The organism is Salipiger sp. PrR002, assembly GCF_010500775.1.
Classification (GTDB): Bacteria; Pseudomonadota; Alphaproteobacteria; order Rhodobacterales; family Rhodobacteraceae; genus Salipiger.
Genome location: NZ_JAAGOU010000001.1, coordinates 248,278 through 264,852, shown reverse-complemented (window position 1 = coordinate 264,852; position 16,575 = coordinate 248,278). Strand labels below are relative to the sequence as shown.

Below are 16,575 nucleotides of genomic sequence, written 5' to 3'. Positions count from 1 at the left end.
CCGTTTTTTTTTTGCGCTGCCGGAAATGCTGGGGGCGACCTGCCCGGCCGCCCCGTCTAAATCACAGCCCGTAGATCGCGCCGAATTTCTCTTCGAGATACTCCAGCAGCGGCGCCTCGCTGGGGGCAAAGCCGCAGGCTTTCTCGATCACCTCGCGCGGAGCATAGAGCCCGCCGTGGCGCTGCACGTTCTCGCGCAGCCAGCCGGTCGCCGCCGACAGATCACCCGCCTGCATCTGCGCGTCGAGATCGGGCACCGCCGTGCGCAGCGCCTTGTGCAGACAGCCCGCGTAGACATTGCCAAGGCTGTAGGTCGGGAAGTAGCCAAAAAGCCCCGCCGACCAATGCACATCCTGCAGCACCCCGTCCGAAGCTTTGTCGACGGCAAAGCCGAAGTCCGCCTTGAACCGCTCGTTCCACGCGCCTTCCAGATCGTCCACCGCCAGATCGCCAGAGATCAGCGCCCGCTCCAGATCGAAGCGCAGCAGCACATGCAGGTTGTACTGCACCTCGTCGCTTTCGGTGCGGATGTAGTTGTTCTGCACCCGGTTGGCGGCCTTGTAGAACTCTTCCGCGCTCAGCCCGATGTCGCCAAAGGCCTCGGTGACCTGCCCGTGCAGCCAATGGGTGAAGGCTGCCGAACGGCCCATCTGGTTCTCGTAGATGCGGCTCTGGCTTTCGTGCACGCCCATCGAGACGCCCTCGCCCAGCGGGGTAAAGCGATAGTCCGGCGCGATCGCCTGCTCATAGGCCGCGTGGCCGGTCTCGTGGATGATCGAGTAGATGCAGTTGAACGGGTCGAGCGCATTGGTGCGCGTGGTGATCCGCACGTCGTCGCCGCTGCCCGAGCTGAACGGGTGCACTGCCTTGTCGACGCGGCCCCGGCTCATGTCGTAGCCGAAAGTCTCGGCCAGCTCGCGCGACAGCGCCATCTGCGCGGCATCGTCATAGGTGCCCGAGAGCGGCTTCGGCGCGGGCCGCTCGAGGATCGCCTGCCGCAGCGCCACGAGGCGCGGACGCAGCGCGCCGAACATATCCGAAAGCTGCTGCGCCGTGGCACCGGGCTCGTAATCATCAAGCAGGGCATCATAGACATCGCCGCCATCCGCGAGCGCCGCGCCCTCTTCGCGCTTCAGCGCCACCACGTCGCGCAGCACAGGGGCAAAGGCGGCGAAATCATCATCCGCCCGCGCCTCGGCCCAGATGCGATGCGCCCGGCTGGTGAGCCGCGCCAGATCGGCCGCCAGTTTGCCCGGCACCCGCCCCGCGCGGGTGTAGCTGCGGGTGATATGGCGCAGCTGCGCCTGCCCGACCTGATCCAGCTCTTCGGGGCGGATCACCGCCAACCACTCGCCGACGCGCGGATCGGTGCGGCGAGCGTGCAGCACGCCCTCCAACGCCGCGATCTCTTCCGAGCGCTGGTCCGCCGCGCCATGCGGCATGGTCGTCTCTTGGTCCCAGCCGAGCCGGCCAGCGACCTGCGCCAGCGCCCCGGTGTCGCGCTGGAACGCCATCAGATCATCGAATGCGGACATTTCAGCGGGTCTCCCGGATGGATTGCGTCTTGGGGAATTGCGCACCGAAGCGGGCGCGCAGGATCAGCACCCAAAGCACCACAGCGCCAAGTTGGTGGGTGATCGCGATATGCCACGGTGCGACGTAAAGGACCGTGGTGATGCCCAGCACCAGTTGCACACAGAGCATCGCCATCACCGCATTGAAGCGGAAGCGCGTGTCGGCATTGGCGGACTTGCGGCCCTTCAGCCATGTGACGATGCCGAAGATGAACAGCAGGTAGCCCGCCATCCGGTGCATGAATTGCACCAGCCCCGGATCCTCGAAGAAGTTGCGCCAGAGCGGCACCAGATCGAAGGGCTGCGGCGGGAAGAAGCCGCCCGCCATCAGCGGCCAGTCGGTGTAGGAGCGCCCGGCGTCGATGCCCGCCACCAGCGCGCCCAGCAGGATCTGCAGGAAGGCGAAATGCAGCATCCCCGTCGACATCGAAAAGAGCTTCGGCTCACGCAGGCGCCGCGCCTGCATCAGATCCCGCTCCTCGCGCCCCAGCAGGAAGATGTCCCAAGCGATGAAGCCAAGGATGATGAACGCCAGCCCCAGATGCGTCGCCAGCCGGTAGGAGGCGACCGCGATCATTTCGCCGACAAGGCCCGACGAGACCATCCACCAGCCCACGGCCCCCTGCAGCCCGCCGAGCGCGCCCAAAAGCAGCAGACGCCCGCTCCAGCCGGTGGGGATTTTCCGCGCGATCAGGAAACCGAAGAAACCAAGCGCCCAGACAAGGCCGATCACCCGGCCCAGCTGGCGGTGGCCCCATTCCCACCAGTAGATGCCCTTGAACTCCGAAAGGGTCATGCCCTTGTTGAGCAGCTCATATTGCGGGATCTGCTGGTAGAGGGTGAATTCCTCCTGCCATTCGGTCTCGTTCAGCGGCGGGATGGCGCCATGCAGCGGCTTCCACTCGGTGATCGACAAGCCGCTGTCGGTGAGCCGGGTCAGCCCGCCGACGCAGATCATCGCCACCACCAGCGCAAAGATCAGCATCAGCCAGATGCGGATCGCGCCGCGGGCGCCGCCGCGCCCTTTGTCGATCATGCCGCCCGCCGGGGCAGCTTTCTGGGTCTCCGCCCCAACCTCTTCAAAGAGCTTGCGGTTTCCGGCCATGATCTTCTCCTTCATCCGTCGCGGCGACGATAGGCGGCGCCTGCCGCCCCATCAAGTCAGCCGCGTTCCTTCCAGCGCACCATCTGGCGCATCACCCCATGCAGGGTCTTCACGTCTTCGCGGGTCAGCGGCATGCGGCTCCAGAGGTTGCGCAGCGTCAGCTTCATGCTCTCGGCCTTGTGGTCCGGAAAGAAGAACCCGGCCTCGCTCAGCCGCTCCTCGTAATGCTCGGCCAGCTTCTCGACCTCGAGACCGCTGGCCCATTCGGCGCCCGCCATCTCGACCCGCTGCGCCTCGATCTGCGTCGAGGCCCGCTGCCATTCGTAGGCACAGAGCAGCACGCATTGCGCAAGGTTGAGCGAGGGAAACTCGGGGTTCACCGGCACGTTGATCAGCGCATTGGCCACGGCAACGTCGGAGTTTTCCAGACCAGCGCGCTCGGGGCCGAACATCACCGCCACCTTGCCGCCCTGCGCGAGGCGCTCGGCGGCCTCCTTCATTGCCTGCTCGGGCGAATAGACCGGCTTGGTGAGCCCGCGCATCCGCGCCGTGGTGGCGAACACCAGATCGCAATCCTCGACCGCCTGCGCCGTGGTCTCGACCAGCTGCGCCTCGTCCAGCAGCCGCCCCGCGCCCGAGGCCATGGCCACAGCCGAAGGGTTCGGCCAGCCATCGCGCGGGCTGACCAGACGCATCCGGTCCAGACCAAAGTTCCACATGGCGCGCGACGCCGCGCCGATATTCTCGCCCATCTGCGGCCGCACCAGCACAAACGCCGGCTGCCTCGTCTCGCTTGGCATGACAAACTCCGTAAATTCCGCTCCCGCATAGTCCTGCCCGCCGCCAAGAGCAAGAAAGCCGCACATCACGGCTCCGATTTGTCGCGGGGCACGCCGCGCTTGCCCTGCGCCGCGCGCCCTGCCACGCAGGCCCGGAAAGCCAGAGACGAAACCCCATGCCGCTCAGAGACGCCACCCTCACCGATGCCTCCAGCCTTGCCGCCCTGTCGGTCGAGGTCTGGCTCGGCACCTACATCCGCCACGGGGTGAGCGCGCGCTTTGCCAACTACGCATTGGACACCTTCACCCGCGCCAACTTCGAGCGCTGGCTGAAAAGCCCGCCCGAGCGCTTCATCGTCTCGCAGAACCGCGACGGGATCGACGGCTTCCTGCGCCTCTCGACCGGCGCCCCCGGCCCGCTGCCCGGCTGCGGCAGCTGCGAGATCGCCACGCTCTACGTGCAGCCGCGCCACCATGGCCGCGGCATCGGCCGCGCGCTGCTGCAGGCGGGCCTGCGCATGGCCCGCGATCAGGGCGCCGCATCGGTATGGCTCACCACCAACTCCGAAAACGCCCCCGCCATCGCCTTTTACCACCGCATGGGCCTTCAGCACATCGGCGAGACCCATTTCCGCATCGACGGCGAGGCCTACCCCAACCACGTCTTCGTGCATCCCCCGAGCCAACCGCCCGCCGCCTGACCCCTAGCTTCCTCTTGGCAAAGATATCCCCGCCGGAGGCATCCCACGGTTCCGCCGGGCGCACCCCCCGGCAGAAGCGCCCAGACCACGCCCTCCGCGCCCCGCGGGCCGAAGTTTCGCTGGACTTTGTCCGCGCGCTGCCGCCGAAATGACGCTGCCCCCTTTTCTTGCCCCCTAAAGCCGCGATATAGGGGCGCAATTCGCAAGTCAGGAGCCGCGCCATGGCCGAAGCAGACCAGCCTCAGCTCTATCTCGTCACCCCGCCCGAGTTCGATCTCTCGAGCTTCCCCGATCAGCTCGCCTCGGTGCTCGAGGCCGAGGAGTTCGCCTGCATCCGCCTGTCGCTCGCCACGCGCGACGAGGACCGGCTGCAGCGCGCCGCCGATGCGGTGCGCGAGGTGGCGCATCGCTTCGACATCGCGCTGGTGATCGACACCCATGTGGTGCTCGCGCAGCGGCTGGGGCTCGACGGGGTGCATCTCACCGACGGCTCGCGCTCGGTGCGTGCCGCGCGCAAGGAACTGGGCGCGGACGCCATCGTCGGCGCGTTCTGCGGCAGCTCGCGCCATGACGGCATGAACGCGGGCGAGGCCGGGGCCGATTACGTCTCCTTCGGCCCGCTCAGCGGCACGGCGCTTGGCGACGGCACGCTGGCCGATTTCGAGGTCTTCGAATGGTGGTCGCAAATGATCGAACTGCCGGTGGTGGCTGAGGGCGGGCTGACGCCCGAGCTAGTCGCCAAACTGGCGCCGGTCACCGACTTCTTCTCGATCGGTGAAGAGATCTGGAATGCCGAAGACCCGGTTGCCGCGCTGCGTGAGCTGACCGCCGCAATGCGCTGATCTTACAGCGCATTCACGCCATTCTTAACGCTACTCCGCAAAGGGATGCGCGGCCCGGAGCCGCGCTTCCGCCTCGCGCGCCAGCGGCTTTCGTCCGGCGAAACCTGCCACCTGCAGCGGCGCGTGATAGATCACCTCGACCCGGCCCTGACGGCGCGCGCCCAAGACCCGCAGAAGATGCGGCCCCAGCGCCATATCCCCCCACCATCCGTAGAACGCAGGCGCCACCCCCGGCGGCGCATGATAGACCACGGTAACCGGCTGCAGCTGCAGATCCGCCTTCACACCTTCCGACAGGAACGCCTCGAAAAGCGTTGTTTTAAATGGTAAAACACGCAGGCCATCTGTCGAGGTTCCCTCGGGAAAGAACAGCAGCCGATCGCCCGCAGCAAGCCGCGTCTCGATCACGCCGCTCTGCGCCGCTGCCTCACGCCGGTCGCGCCGGATGAACACCGTGCCGGTGAGTTTGGCCAGAAGCCCGATGCCCGGCCAGCCCGCCACCTCGGCCTTCGAGACGAAGAGCACATTGCGCCGCGCGTTGAGCACGAAGATGTCGAGCCATGACGAATGATTGGCCACATAGGCGCCGCGCCCGCCCATCCGCGGCCCGCGCGCCTCGTGCCGCAGCCCGAGGATCAGCAGCACCAAACGGCAGGTCAGCTGCGTGACAAACGGCGACCAGATGCGCCGCCCGCCGCACAGCAGCCGCTCGCCGACCAGAACCAAAAGCTTGACGACGATCCCCACCAGCAGCGCCGCGCCGACCACCAGAGCGCGCAGCGCCGCGCGCAGATAGTCAGCCCAGCCCAGCGAGATGACCGGCGGCTCCGCTCCGCGCCAGGTCGGATCGCTCACCGGCGCGCCCGCGTGTAGCGCGAGGCCGCCTGCGCGTTGAGCCGCTCGGTATCCATCACCAGACAGACATCGGTGGTGTTGAAGGCATGATCGACAAAGGCCCCCTCGCCGACCGTCCCGCCAAGGCGCAGATAGCCTTTGATCAGCGCCGGCGTCTCGACCATGGCGCGGCGGCGGTCAATCTCGGCCTCGGGCAGCAAGTCCATCCGCTGAAACGCCCGGCTGCGCACGCGCAGGTCTTCGGGCGCGAGATGCCGCTCGTGCAGCAGCGAGAGCGGATGCGCCAGCGCCTGCACATCGGTGCCATGGAACGACGCGGTGCCGAAGAGAATCTCGATCCCATGCTCGGCCACATAGCTCGCCAGCGCCTGCCACATCAGCATCACCCCCGGCCCGCCCCGATACTCGGGATGCAGGCACGAGCGCCCCAATTCCAGAAGCCGCCGCCCAGAGGCGCGCAGCAGCGCCAGATCATATTCATCCTCGGAATAGAACTGCCCGGCCGCCTTGGCCTGATCGTCGCGCAGCAGGCGGTAGACGCCCACCACCTCGCCCCCCCGCCGTGCGTCGCTGAGCAGAAGATGATCGAAGAAGGGATCGAACCGGTCGCGCTCCAGCCGCCGCGCGTGATCCACCATCTCGCCGCCGCCGCCAAGTTCGGAGACAAAGACCTCGTAGCGCAGGCGCTGCGCCGCCTCGATCTCGTCCTGCGTGCGCGCCAGCCGCACCGTCAAATTCCTGTCGTCCAGCGCCATGGCCGTCCTCTTTCGCTTGTCGCGGTTCTAATGCGACAAACCACAAAGGAAAACAGTTTTCCCTATGCAGAGGGCCTCCGGCAAAATTCGGAAATGTTGGTTAACTATTCGTAAACGACTGCGCTCTAAGCCTAGGCGTCGAACACCGGCAGGAGGGTCACCCGCTCACCATCGAGCACGACCTTGCCCTGCTCCCTGAAATTGACAGTGATACGGCCCCCGATATTGGATTGCACCTGCCCTATTCCCCAATCCGGTTGGTCGGGATGCTGGACCAGCATCCCCGGCTCGAGAAACGCGTTGAGCTCACTCATGTATGTCCCCTTTCATCGAGGCTTGAATGGAAGATCGTAACGCCAAACTCGCGACGCTGGTAGCCTCGCGCCTCTGCCATGATCTGGTTAGCCCGGTCGGCGCCATCGCCAATGGGCTCGAGCTTCTGGCGCTGTCGGGCGATATGATGGACCGCCCCGAACTTGCGCTGATCAACGACAGTTGCAACGCCGCCCGTGCGCGGATCAACCTGTTCCGCCTCGCCTTTGGCAATGCCGAGGGCGAGCAGATGATCGGCCCTTCCGAGGCGGCCCGGCTGCTGCGCGACTATTGCGCGGGCGGGCGGCTCAGCCCCGACTGGCGGCGGATCAGCGATGCGCCGCGCCCCGAGGTGCAACTGGCGATGCTGGCGTTCCTGTGCTGCGAAAGCGCGCTGCCGCTCGGCGGGCAGATCGAGATCGCCGAACATGAGGGCGGATGGCGGATCACCGGCACCGGCCCGCGCATCGGCCATGACCCTGCGCTCTGGGCCTTGCTCGGGGCACCCGGCGCGCTGCCCGGCGTGTCGGGCGCGCAGGTGCATTTCCCGATGCTGGCCGCGCTCGCCGCCCGCAGCGACCGCCGGATAGAGGTGACCGCGGGCGATGCCGCGGTCACGCTCGATCTTGTCTGAGCGCAAAGCGCCCGGGCTTGCCCGGATCAGCTGCGCACCGCGCCCTCAGAGCGCACCACATATTTGAAGCTGGTCAGCTGCTCGGCCCCCACCGGACCGCGCGCGTGCATCTTGCCGGTGGCGATGCCGATCTCGGCGCCCATGCCAAATTCGCCGCCATCGGCGAACTGGGTCGAGGAGTTGACCATGACGATGGCGCTGTCGACCCGCTGGATGAACGTCTCGATCGCCGCCTCGTCCTGCGACAGGATGCAATCGGTGTGCTGCGAGCCATAGCGGCGGATATGCGCGATGGCGTCCTCCTCGTCGGCCACGAGCTTGGCGGCGACGATCTTGTCGAGATACTCGCGCCCCCAGTCCTCTTCGGTGGCCGGGACCACCCCGTCGATCTGCTGCAGACCGCTGTCACCCCGCACCTCGACCCCCGCATCGAGCAGCGCCCGAATGACGCCCTGCCCGACGGTGTCCATCGCCTCGCGGTGGATCAGCAGGCATTCGGCGGCGCCGCAGATGCCGGTGCGCCGGGTCTTGGCGTTGAGCACGACCTTCAGCGCGGTGACCGGATCGGCGGATTTGTCGATATAGATGTGCACGATGCCCTCGAGATGGGCAAAGACCGGCACCCGCGCCTCGCGCTGCACCAGCCCGACGAGCCCCTTGCCGCCGCGCGGCACGATGACATCGACGTAATCGGTCATGGTCAGCAGCTGCTGCACCGCCGCGCGGTCGCGCGTCGGCACCAGTTGGATGGCATCCTCGGGCAGGCCCGCCTTGCGCAGCCCATCCACGAGGCACTCATGGATCGCGCCGGAGCTGTGGAAGCTTTCCGAGCCGCCGCGCAGGATCACCGCATTGCCCGCCTTGAGGCAGAGCGCCCCGGCATCGGCGGTCACATTGGGGCGGGATTCGTAGATCACGCCAATGACGCCGAGCGGCGTGCGCACGCGCTTGATGTGCAGCCCGCTGGGCTGGTCCCATTCGGTGATCACCTTGCCGACCGGATCCTCCTGCGCCGCAATCGCGCGCAGACCGGTGACGATGCCCTGCAGCCGCTCTTCGGTCAGCTTCAGACGGTCCATCATCGCATCCGACAGGCCCTTCTCGCGACCGAACGCCATGTCCTTGTCGTTGGCGGCGAGGATCTCGGCGCGGCGCGCCCAGACCGCATCCGCGGCGGCCTCGAGCGCCTCTGTCTTGCGCTCTGGCGGGGTAAAGGCGAGCTCCGCGGCGGCGGCCTTGGCACGTTTGCCGAGGTCGGTCATGATCGCTTGGATATCGCTGAGGTCTTTCATCGCTCTTTACCCTTGGTGTTGGGGTTTGGAGCCCTCTTATAGCGCCGTGACCTTGGGGGATACAGTGCCGATTGCGCCCCCTTCCGGCCTATTGCGGGGTTGGCCAGCGCCGGGCCGTGCGTATTTTCAAAGAGAAGAAGCCCGAAGGTTTCCACGTCCTTCTTCTCTTTTCTAAATACGCATTCCGAGGCGCGCCACACGCGCGAGGCCTGGCAGAGGCGCTCAGAGCGCCATATCGTCGCGGTGGATCAGCACGGCGCGGCCGGGATAGCCCAGCACCTGCTCGATCTCGGAGCTGTGGTGGCCGATGATCGCCTGCGCCTCATCGGCGGTGTAGCGCGTCAGCCCCTGCCCCAGCGTGCGGCCCGCGCTATCGCGGATCATCACCGGATCGCCGCGGCCAAAGGCGCCCTCGGCGCGGGTGACCCCGACCGGCAGCAGCGATTTGCCATGCGCCAGCGCCTCGGCGGCGCCCTCGTCGAGGGTCAGCACGCCGCAGGGTTTCATCGACAGGATCCACGCTTTGCGCGCCGCATGCGGGTCGGTCTGCGGCGTGAACCATGTGGCATTGGCGCCGCCTTCCAGCGCGCTGAGCGGGTGCAGCACCGAGCCTTCGGTGATCGCCATGGCGCAGCCCGCCGCGGTGGCGGTCTTGGCGGCCATGAGCTTGGTCTTCATCCCGCCCTTCGACAGGCCCGAACCGGCGTCGCCGGCCATCGCCTCGATCTCGGGGGTGATGTCGTGGATCACCTCATAGCGCCGCGCCTTGGGGTCCTGCGCCGGGTTGGCGGTGTAGAAACCGTCCACATCCGACAGAAGGATCAGCTGATCCGCGCCCACGGTCACCGCCACCTGCGCCGCCAGACGGTCGTTGTCGCCGTAGCGAATCTCATCCGTGGCGACGGTGTCGTTTTCATTGACGATCGGCACGGTGCCGAAACCAAGCAGCGTTTCCATCGTCGCGCGAGAGTTGAGATAGCGCCGACGCGAGGCGGAATCCTCAAGCGTGACAAGCACTTGTGCGGTGATGAGCCCATGCGGCTCCAGCGCTTCTTCCCAAGCGCGGGCAAGGCGGATCTGCCCCGCAGCCGCCGCGGCCTGACTCTGTTCCAGCGGCAGTGCCACGGGCGGCAATTTCAGGATGCCGCGCCCCAGCGCGATCGAGCCTGAGGAGACCAGCACCACATCGGTGCCGCGCGCCTTCACCCGCGCCACATCGGCGGCCATGGAGGCGAGCCAGTCGCGGCGCAGATCGCCGGTATGTTTGTCGACCAGAAGGGCCGAGCCGATCTTTACAACGAGGCGGCGCGCCTCGCTCAGGGTTGCCATTGGGTGTCTTCCTCGGGCGCTTCGCGCAGGCGGTTGTCGTCGATATGGGCACGCAGGGCGCGCAGCACTTCGGTCACGCCCTCACCGGCGGCGCCCGACATGAGCATCACCTTGGTGCCGCATTTCTCTTCGAGTTCTTCGCGCAGGAAGACGCGTTCCTCGTCGTCCAGCGCGTCGATCTTGTTGAGCACGGTGACGCGGGGCTTGTCGGCAAGCCCTTCGCCATAGGCTTCGATCTCGTTGATGATCGTCTGCCAGTCCTCGAGCAGCGTGCCCGAGGTGCCATCCACCAGATGCAGCAGCACGGCGCAGCGCTCGACATGGCCGAGGAAGAGATCGCCAAGGCCGCGGCCCTCGTGTGCGCCTTCGATCAGGCCGGGGATGTCGGCGACGACGAATTCCTTGCCGTCGACCCCCACCACCCCGAGGTTCGGGTGCAGCGTGGTGAACGGGTAGTCGGCAATCTTTGGGCGCGCGTTCGAGGTGGCGGCGAGGAAGGTCGATTTGCCCGCGTTGGGCAGCCCCAGCAGGCCCACGTCAGCAATGAGTTTCAGGCGCAGCCAGATGGTGCGCTCGATCCCCGGCTGGCCGGGGTTGGCGCGGCGCGGGGCCTGATTGGTCGAGGTCTTGAAGTGCAGGTTGCCCCAGCCACCGTTGCCGCCCTTGGCCAGCAGCACGCGCTGGCCCAGTTCGGTGAGATCGGCAATCACCGTTTCTTCGTCCTCGTCGAGGATCTCTGTCCCCACGGGGACACGCAGCACGATGTCGTCGCCATCGGCGCCGGTGCGCTGGCGGCCCATGCCCGGCACGCCGTTGCCGGCGAAGAAATGCTGCTGGTAGCGGAAGTCGATGAGCGTGTTGAGCCCGTCCACCGCTTCAGCCCAGACATCGCCGCCGCGACCGCCGTCGCCGCCGTCGGGCCCGCCGTATTCGATGAATTTCTCGCGCCGGAACGAGGTGCAGCCTTTGCCGCCCTGACCGGATCGGATGTAGACCTTGCAAAGATCGAGGAATTTCATGGTCGGACTTTCCGGCTGGGTGACGTCAGGGCGCATCGCATAGGGTTGCGGCGCGGTTTAGCGCGCTTCGGCGCGCGGCTCAAGTTGCGGGCCGGGCGTCTTTGGGGGCGCTGCCCCCGCCGCGCGCTGCGCGGCTCCCCCGGGATATTTTTGTCTAGACGAAAGGCGCGAGGCCCTTCCTCCGGGAAACCTACCCCCCGAAAAGCAGAAACGCCGCGCGGCCCGAGGGCTGCGAGGCGTCTGCGTTCCGAAGAAAGTGGCGCGGTTGACGGGGCTCGAACCCGCGACCCCCGGCGTGACAGGCCGGTACTCTAACCATCTGAGCTACAACCGCGCTTTTCTGCCAGTCATCAATCCAAGGTAGCGGTGGCGCGGTTGACGGGGCTCGAACCCGCGACCCCCGGCGTGACAGGCCGGTACTCTAACCATCTGAGCTACAACCGCTCGCTACCGTCTGGACTGTGTCCTGAACGTGAGGGGGCTTTTAGGCGGGGTGGCGAATACCGTCAAGCGCTTTCCTAGGGGCAAATGCGGATTTTTCTTTGCGAGGCCAAATTTCTCTGCCGGGAGGGCGCAGCTTCCCTAGCGGAATGGTAATTTCAACGCGTTATCAAAGGCTTTGCGCCCGCGCCCGTTTGCACCATGCGCGTGCCCTGCCGGATCACTGGACCTTGGCGTCGCGGGCCATGCGCTCAATTTCCGCTGAAATCAGGATGATCCGGGACACCTGCCCGCCCTGCTCGCTGCGCGCGAGTTCATAGGCGCAATGCTCGAGCAGCGAGGCCGAGAGTTGCAGCAGATCCGCCACCTCGGCACGCCCCTGGATCCGGTCGACGAGCGCAATCGCCGCGTCGCGCAGCTGCGCTTCTGGGCTTTGTCCCTCGCCATGGCGGGGCGCGTGCTGCGCGCCGAGACCATCGACTGTGCGCTCATCCTGAGCGTCTTCGAACACTCTTGGTTCAACCGTGTGAATCATAACCATACATCCCCAAATTCCCCGTGGCCGCATATCGCCACGCCGAGCGGCACAGTTCCCCGCGCCCCGTCCTTTCTCAAAAGTCCCCCGTGGCACACCCAAGCTGGCCCAGCGACGCCCCACACCTCCAAACGGAGGTCCCCGCGCTGCGGCGTCGCGATCATTCCGTCTTGGTAAATGTCCCCGTCTCGGCAAATGCCCCATGTGTGCCCGGCAGCCGTCGCGCCGACACGCTGAAATCCCCCAGTTGGGAAGATTCCCAGATTCCCCTCGTCCGTGCTGACCTCTGGCTGCGCGCCCATGTGCCGTTCGGCAAGTGCCCTTCCGACGTGGCCGCGTGGCGATGACGCCAACTAGCGCCAATCGTACCACAAGTTTTGCCCACAAAAAGACATTTTTCAGAATTGCACAGCTGAAAGCGCGGCTTGCGCAGGATCTGCCACAGCGACAGGCACAGCGCAGCATAACCGCTGAAGACATCGCCCAATCCTCTTGTGCACCCGCGAGAGATTGGGCACGAAAAGGCAATGATTACGGATATCTACAACAGATCGCGCGGGTTTGGCGCAGTGCTTTTCGAAGAATTGGACCTGCGCGATATCGTGTGGCAGCGGCAGAGCTACACGGTCGCGGGGCATCTGCTGCATTACGGCCAGCGGCGGACGTGGCGATATCTGTCGATCGTTCTGGTGGCCCTTGTTGCCTCTGATCCGGTGGGGCTTGGGGGCGAATTGTCCTTTCCCGCCTACCTGCTGGGATGGATGCTGGGCATGTGCTGCTACCTTGCGGCGCAGGTCTCGCTGATGCTTGCGGCGGCGGCGCTGCGGCGGCTCCTCCCCCGCCTGCCGGTCTATGAGCCACTGATCTCGCTGCTGGCGCTTGTGCCGACGCTTGCGCTGCTCGACGTCGGGGTGGAGGCGTTCACCGGCGTTTCCGTGGGGCCGTTTCTGGCCGATCGGCTGGCGTATCTTTGGATCACCGTGGTCATGCTCGAGACGATCTTCCTGAGATTCGTCGTCACTTGGGACGCGGGCCCCGAGGCCTCGGTCGCCACATGGCACGCGCAAAGCGACACGCGCCCGCTGCCCTTGGACCTCGCCGGGGGCGATGCGCTGGCAGAATCTGGGCAGGTCGACCCGGTCTCGCCTGCGGTCACAACGCCCTCTGAAACGGCCACCGCCAGCCGCATCCTGCTGATCGGATCGCAGCCCGTGGCCTTGGACGATCTGATCTGCCTTGAAGCGCGGCAACATCATGTGCTTGCACGCCATAGCGGCGGAACGCTCAGCCAGCGGGCACGGCTTTCGGACATCGTGGCGCAAACCCGCCTTGAGGAGGGGCTGCAGCCGCATCGCTCTTGGTGGGTGGCGGCGCATGCGCTATGCCAGTTGGAGCGGCAGGACGGAAAACCTGTCCTGCGGCTGACGGATGGCACGCTGGTGCCGGTGGCGCGCGGACGCATGGCAGATGTGGAGCGCTGGCTGCACGGGCGCCCACGCCAAGCGGCGTGACGTCGCAGCGCCGCCTACTCTTTACCCCGGCGCCCGCTTTTCCTATATCTTCGCTCAGGAACCCCGAGGAAGGACCCGCCATGACCGACGCACCGCTCGAAGGCGCCCCGCTGATCGCGCCCTCCAGCACTGACCATCCGCTTTACGATTCGGTCGTCGAGGCCTGTCGCACGGTGTTCGACCCCGAGATCCCGGTGAACATCTACGATCTGGGCCTGATCTACACGATCGACATCGCCGAGGGCGGCGAGGTGAAGGTCACCATGACGCTCACCGCACCAGGCTGTCCGGTGGCGGGCGAGATGCCGGGCTGGGTTCAGGATGCCGTCGCCTCGGTGCCCGGCGTCAAGGATGTGGATGTGGACATGGTCTTCGATCCGCCGTGGGGCATGGACATGATGTCCGACGAAGCGCGGCTTGAACTGGGCTTCATGTAAGCGCGGCCTGCCGCCTTAACCTGCCACCATGTACTATGAGACATGTACGACGAAACCGGGCGCCCCTGCGGCGCCCTTTTTCGTGCCCGCGCCCCGCTGACACAGGTTGAGGCGGAACCTCCTGCAGTTTGGGCGGTTAAGCGGTGATGCTTCGATTGATCCAGTTCTTCGCCTGCGCCCTGATCGCGCTGTCTGTCGCCCTGCCCGGATCGGGTCGGGCGCAGGAGTCTAATCCCGGCACTTGGTACGAGGTCGATCTGGTCAATCCCGGTCTCGGCAGCCCGCCGCAAAACATCGACCGCAGCACCCCGCGCTCTAGCCTCGAAAGCTTCCTCTTCCGCGCCGACGCCGAAGATTGGGAGGGCGCGGCCCATATGTTGGACCTTGGCTCGATCGAGCCGGGCAAGCAGGCGGAAGTGGGGCCCGAGCGCGCCGAGCAGTTCTCGACGCTCATGGATCGCAAGATCATGATCAACTGGTACGATCTGCGCGACCGGCCCGACGGCGTGGATGCAAGGACCAAGGATGCGCCGATGGCGGGCGAGCCGCGCCGCTCGCTCTTGCTGTGGTACGTCAAGCTTGGCGACCGCCCCGTGCCGATCCGCATCAACCGGGTGAAGGGCGCGACGGGTGAGCCGGTCTGGCTGGTCTCGCGCCAGACCGTACAGGCGCTGCCCGCGCTGGCCGAGGCCTATGGCCCGACAGAGCTTGAGAAATCCCTGCCCGACCCGCTGCGCGAACGCGCGGTCTGGGGGCTGCGCTGGTGGGAGGTGATCGGCCTGCCGCTGGTGCTGCTGCTGACCACCGCCATCGGTGTCGTGGCCAATCAGCTGATGTCGCGCGGGATGAACCGCACCCATCGCGACGCGCCCTATTCGATGCTGGTGGCCCTGCGCGGGCCGCTGACGCTGGCCCTGATGACGCTCTGCTTGTCGCTGATGACCAGCAAGGTGGTCGTCTTCTCGGGGCGAATCGACACGGTGCTGTCGCCGCTGATCATCCTCGGCTTTGTCGTCGCGGTGCTTTGGCTGGTGATCAATTTCGCCGATGTGGTGCTCAACCGGCTGGTGAAATTCGACGGTGACGAGCTGTCGCAGATGGGCGACGGGCAAGAGCAGCGCCGCAACATCGCCACAAGAATCTCTGCCGCGCGGCGCGCGCTGATCGTCATCGTCGTCTTGGTTGGCGCGGGCATCGTGATCAGCGAGGCCAGCGTGATGCGCTCGCTCGGCATCTCGCTGCTGGCCTCGGCGGGTACGGCGACGATCATCCTCGCCTACGCCGGGCGCAATGTGCTGACCAACATCATGGCCTCGCTGCAGATCGCGCTGAACCAATCGGCGCGGATCGGCGACAAGGTTCTGTTCCGCGGCTATCTCTGCTCGGTCGAGCGCATCCATTTCACCTATGTGCAGCTGCGCGTCTGGACCGGGCAGCGTCTGGTGGTGCCCGTGGTCGATTTCGTCGCAGAGCCTTTTGAGAACTGGACCATGCAGGAGCATTTCTTGATCCGCGAAGTGACGCTGCGGCTCTCGCACAAAGCCAATATCGAAGCGCTGCGCCAGCGCTACGAAGAGATTCTCGATGGTATGGAGATGATCGCCGACCGCCCCGAGTCGCGCGGGGTCTATGTGGCCAAACACGATGTCTTCGGACAGGAGGCGCTGTTCCTCGTGCCCTGCCCCGATCCCAATATCGCGTGGTCGCTGGAGTGCGAGGTTCGCGAAAAACTCCTCGCCGCCGCGCGGGACCTCGACGCCGAGGCCGAGGCGATCTTCCCCGATGCCGCCGCGGCGCAGGCCGCCTGAGCCGCGCCCGCTTGCGCAGGCCGCAGATGCGCAGGCCGGGTTGCGCGTGGATGCACCGAAGCGCGCGGCGCTGCGCGCGCCCTCCCCTTGTTTCCCCCGCTCAAGAGCCTTAGATTCAACGCTCAAAGCTCACAGGAGACGCGGATGTTCGGCATTCCCGGAAAACAGGCAGTCACCATCACCCCGGCCGCGGTGACGCAGGTGCGCAAGCTGATGGAACGCGACGGTCGCGCCGGTCTGCGCATCGGCGTGAAAAAAGGTGGCTGCGCGGGCATGGAATACACCATGGAGTTCGTCGACACCGCCGAGGCCAATGACGAAGTGGTCGAGCAGGACGGCGCGCGGGTGCTGATCGCCCCGATGGCGCAGATGTTCCTCTTCGGCACCGAGATCGATTACCAGACCTCGCTGCTGGAAGCGGGATTCAAGTTCAACAACCCCAATGTCACCGATGCCTGTGGCTGCGGCGAATCGATCAAATTCAAAGACGTCGAAGAGCTCGAAGCCGAGCGCCGCGCCGCCGAATAAGCGGCGCAGCGACCTGCGTCTATATGGCTCCCCTTCGCGCGGGCGCGCCCTATGTAAGTCCCCTAGATCATTGATTGCGCAACCGAGCTTGACGCCACGGTCTGCGCCGCGATGATACC

At 66.1% G+C, this 16,575-nt stretch carries 17 protein-coding genes and 2 tRNA genes; 7 read left to right on the top strand and 12 right to left on the bottom strand.

Going from position 1 to position 16,575, the window contains the following annotated elements:
- Positions 1 to 61 precede the first annotated feature (61 nt).
- The 3 genes from G0A00_RS01310 to G0A00_RS01300 are packed head-to-tail and all read right to left on the bottom strand — an operon-like array spanning position 62 to position 3,478.
- Positions 62 to 1,534 (bottom strand): carboxypeptidase M32, encoded by a 1,473-nt coding sequence (locus G0A00_RS01310; protein ID WP_164179088.1) that lies wholly within the window; start codon positions 1,532 to 1,534, stop codon positions 62 to 64.
- A gap of 1 nt (position 1,535) precedes the next feature.
- Positions 1,536 to 2,678, bottom strand: a complete 1,143-nt coding sequence (ctaA, locus tag G0A00_RS01305) for a heme A synthase (protein ID WP_164179087.1) — start codon at positions 2,676 to 2,678, stop codon at positions 1,536 to 1,538.
- A 56-nt stretch (positions 2,679 to 2,734) separates the two neighbouring features.
- Positions 2,735 to 3,478 (bottom strand): RNA methyltransferase, encoded by a 744-nt coding sequence (locus tag G0A00_RS01300; RefSeq protein ID WP_164179086.1) that lies wholly within the window; start codon positions 3,476 to 3,478, stop codon positions 2,735 to 2,737.
- Positions 3,479 to 3,633: 155 nt separating this feature from the next.
- On the opposite strand from G0A00_RS01300, the gene G0A00_RS01295 reads away from it, so the two are divergent.
- Positions 3,634 to 4,158: a GNAT family N-acetyltransferase gene (locus G0A00_RS01295; RefSeq protein WP_164179085.1), complete on the top strand. Its 525-nt coding sequence runs from the start codon at positions 3,634 to 3,636 to the stop codon at positions 4,156 to 4,158.
- A 221-nt stretch (positions 4,159 to 4,379) separates the two neighbouring features.
- Positions 4,380 to 5,000 (top strand): thiamine phosphate synthase, encoded by a 621-nt coding sequence (locus G0A00_RS01290; protein WP_164179084.1) that lies wholly within the window; start codon positions 4,380 to 4,382, stop codon positions 4,998 to 5,000.
- A gap of 30 nt (positions 5,001 to 5,030) precedes the next feature.
- Here the strand turns inward: G0A00_RS01290 and G0A00_RS01285 are convergent, their stop codons facing one another.
- From G0A00_RS01285 to G0A00_RS01275, 3 genes are all read right to left on the bottom strand, one after another.
- Positions 5,031 to 5,855, bottom strand: coding sequence for a lysophospholipid acyltransferase family protein (locus G0A00_RS01285; protein WP_164179083.1), 825 nt, complete (start codon positions 5,853 to 5,855; stop codon positions 5,031 to 5,033).
- Positions 5,852 to 6,610, bottom strand: a complete 759-nt coding sequence (locus tag G0A00_RS01280) for a GNAT family N-acetyltransferase (protein ID WP_164179082.1) — start codon at positions 6,608 to 6,610, stop codon at positions 5,852 to 5,854. Before G0A00_RS01280 ends, G0A00_RS01285 begins: the two co-directional genes overlap by 4 nt.
- A gap of 131 nt (positions 6,611 to 6,741) precedes the next feature.
- The gene (locus tag G0A00_RS01275; RefSeq protein WP_164179081.1) at positions 6,742 to 6,924 is read right to left on the bottom strand and encodes a DUF3553 domain-containing protein; all 183 of its coding nucleotides are present in this window, start codon (positions 6,922 to 6,924) and stop codon (positions 6,742 to 6,744) included.
- Positions 6,925 to 6,950: 26 nt separating this feature from the next.
- On the opposite strand from G0A00_RS01275, the gene G0A00_RS01270 reads away from it, so the two are divergent.
- Complete coding sequence (locus tag G0A00_RS01270; RefSeq protein WP_164179080.1) at positions 6,951 to 7,556, top strand: histidine phosphotransferase family protein; 606 nt, start codon at positions 6,951 to 6,953, stop codon at positions 7,554 to 7,556.
- Between the two features lie 26 nt (positions 7,557 to 7,582).
- Here the strand turns inward: G0A00_RS01270 and G0A00_RS01265 are convergent, their stop codons facing one another.
- The 6 genes from G0A00_RS01265 to G0A00_RS01240 form a co-directional block, all read right to left on the bottom strand.
- Positions 7,583 to 8,848, bottom strand: coding sequence for a glutamate-5-semialdehyde dehydrogenase (locus G0A00_RS01265; RefSeq protein ID WP_066100743.1), 1,266 nt, complete (start codon positions 8,846 to 8,848; stop codon positions 7,583 to 7,585).
- Positions 8,849 to 9,070: 222 nt separating this feature from the next.
- A complete protein-coding gene (proB, locus tag G0A00_RS01260) occupies positions 9,071 to 10,177 on the bottom strand; it encodes a glutamate 5-kinase (protein WP_164179079.1) in 1,107 nt (368 codons plus the stop codon).
- The gene (gene obgE, locus G0A00_RS01255; RefSeq protein ID WP_164179078.1) at positions 10,165 to 11,196 is read right to left on the bottom strand and encodes a GTPase ObgE; all 1,032 of its coding nucleotides are present in this window, start codon (positions 11,194 to 11,196) and stop codon (positions 10,165 to 10,167) included. Before obgE ends, proB begins: the two co-directional genes overlap by 13 nt.
- A gap of 257 nt (positions 11,197 to 11,453) precedes the next feature.
- Positions 11,454 to 11,530 (bottom strand) — tRNA-Asp (locus tag G0A00_RS01250).
- Between the two features lie 33 nt (positions 11,531 to 11,563).
- Positions 11,564 to 11,640, bottom strand: a tRNA-Asp gene (locus G0A00_RS01245).
- 217 nt (positions 11,641 to 11,857) lie between these two features.
- On the bottom strand, positions 11,858 to 12,148 hold the full coding sequence (locus tag G0A00_RS01240) for a hypothetical protein (protein WP_164179077.1): 291 nt from the start codon (positions 12,146 to 12,148) through the stop codon (positions 11,858 to 11,860).
- A 551-nt stretch (positions 12,149 to 12,699) separates the two neighbouring features.
- Between G0A00_RS01240 and G0A00_RS01235 the strand changes: the two genes are divergently transcribed.
- From G0A00_RS01235 to G0A00_RS01220, 4 genes are all read left to right on the top strand, one after another.
- Positions 12,700 to 13,683 carry a LytTR family DNA-binding domain-containing protein gene (locus G0A00_RS01235; protein ID WP_164179076.1) on the top strand — a complete coding sequence of 328 codons (984 nt, stop codon included), beginning with the start codon at positions 12,700 to 12,702 and terminating at the stop codon, positions 13,681 to 13,683.
- Positions 13,684 to 13,763: 80 nt separating this feature from the next.
- The gene (locus G0A00_RS01230) at positions 13,764 to 14,120 is read left to right on the top strand and encodes an SUF system Fe-S cluster assembly protein (RefSeq protein WP_066100759.1); all 357 of its coding nucleotides are present in this window, start codon (positions 13,764 to 13,766) and stop codon (positions 14,118 to 14,120) included.
- 146 nt (positions 14,121 to 14,266) lie between these two features.
- Complete coding sequence (locus G0A00_RS01225; RefSeq protein WP_164179075.1) at positions 14,267 to 15,928, top strand: mechanosensitive ion channel family protein; 1,662 nt, start codon at positions 14,267 to 14,269, stop codon at positions 15,926 to 15,928.
- A gap of 144 nt (positions 15,929 to 16,072) precedes the next feature.
- A complete protein-coding gene (locus G0A00_RS01220) occupies positions 16,073 to 16,456 on the top strand; it encodes an iron-sulfur cluster assembly accessory protein (protein WP_066100770.1) in 384 nt (127 codons plus the stop codon).
- Positions 16,457 to 16,575: the final 119 nt, after the last annotated feature.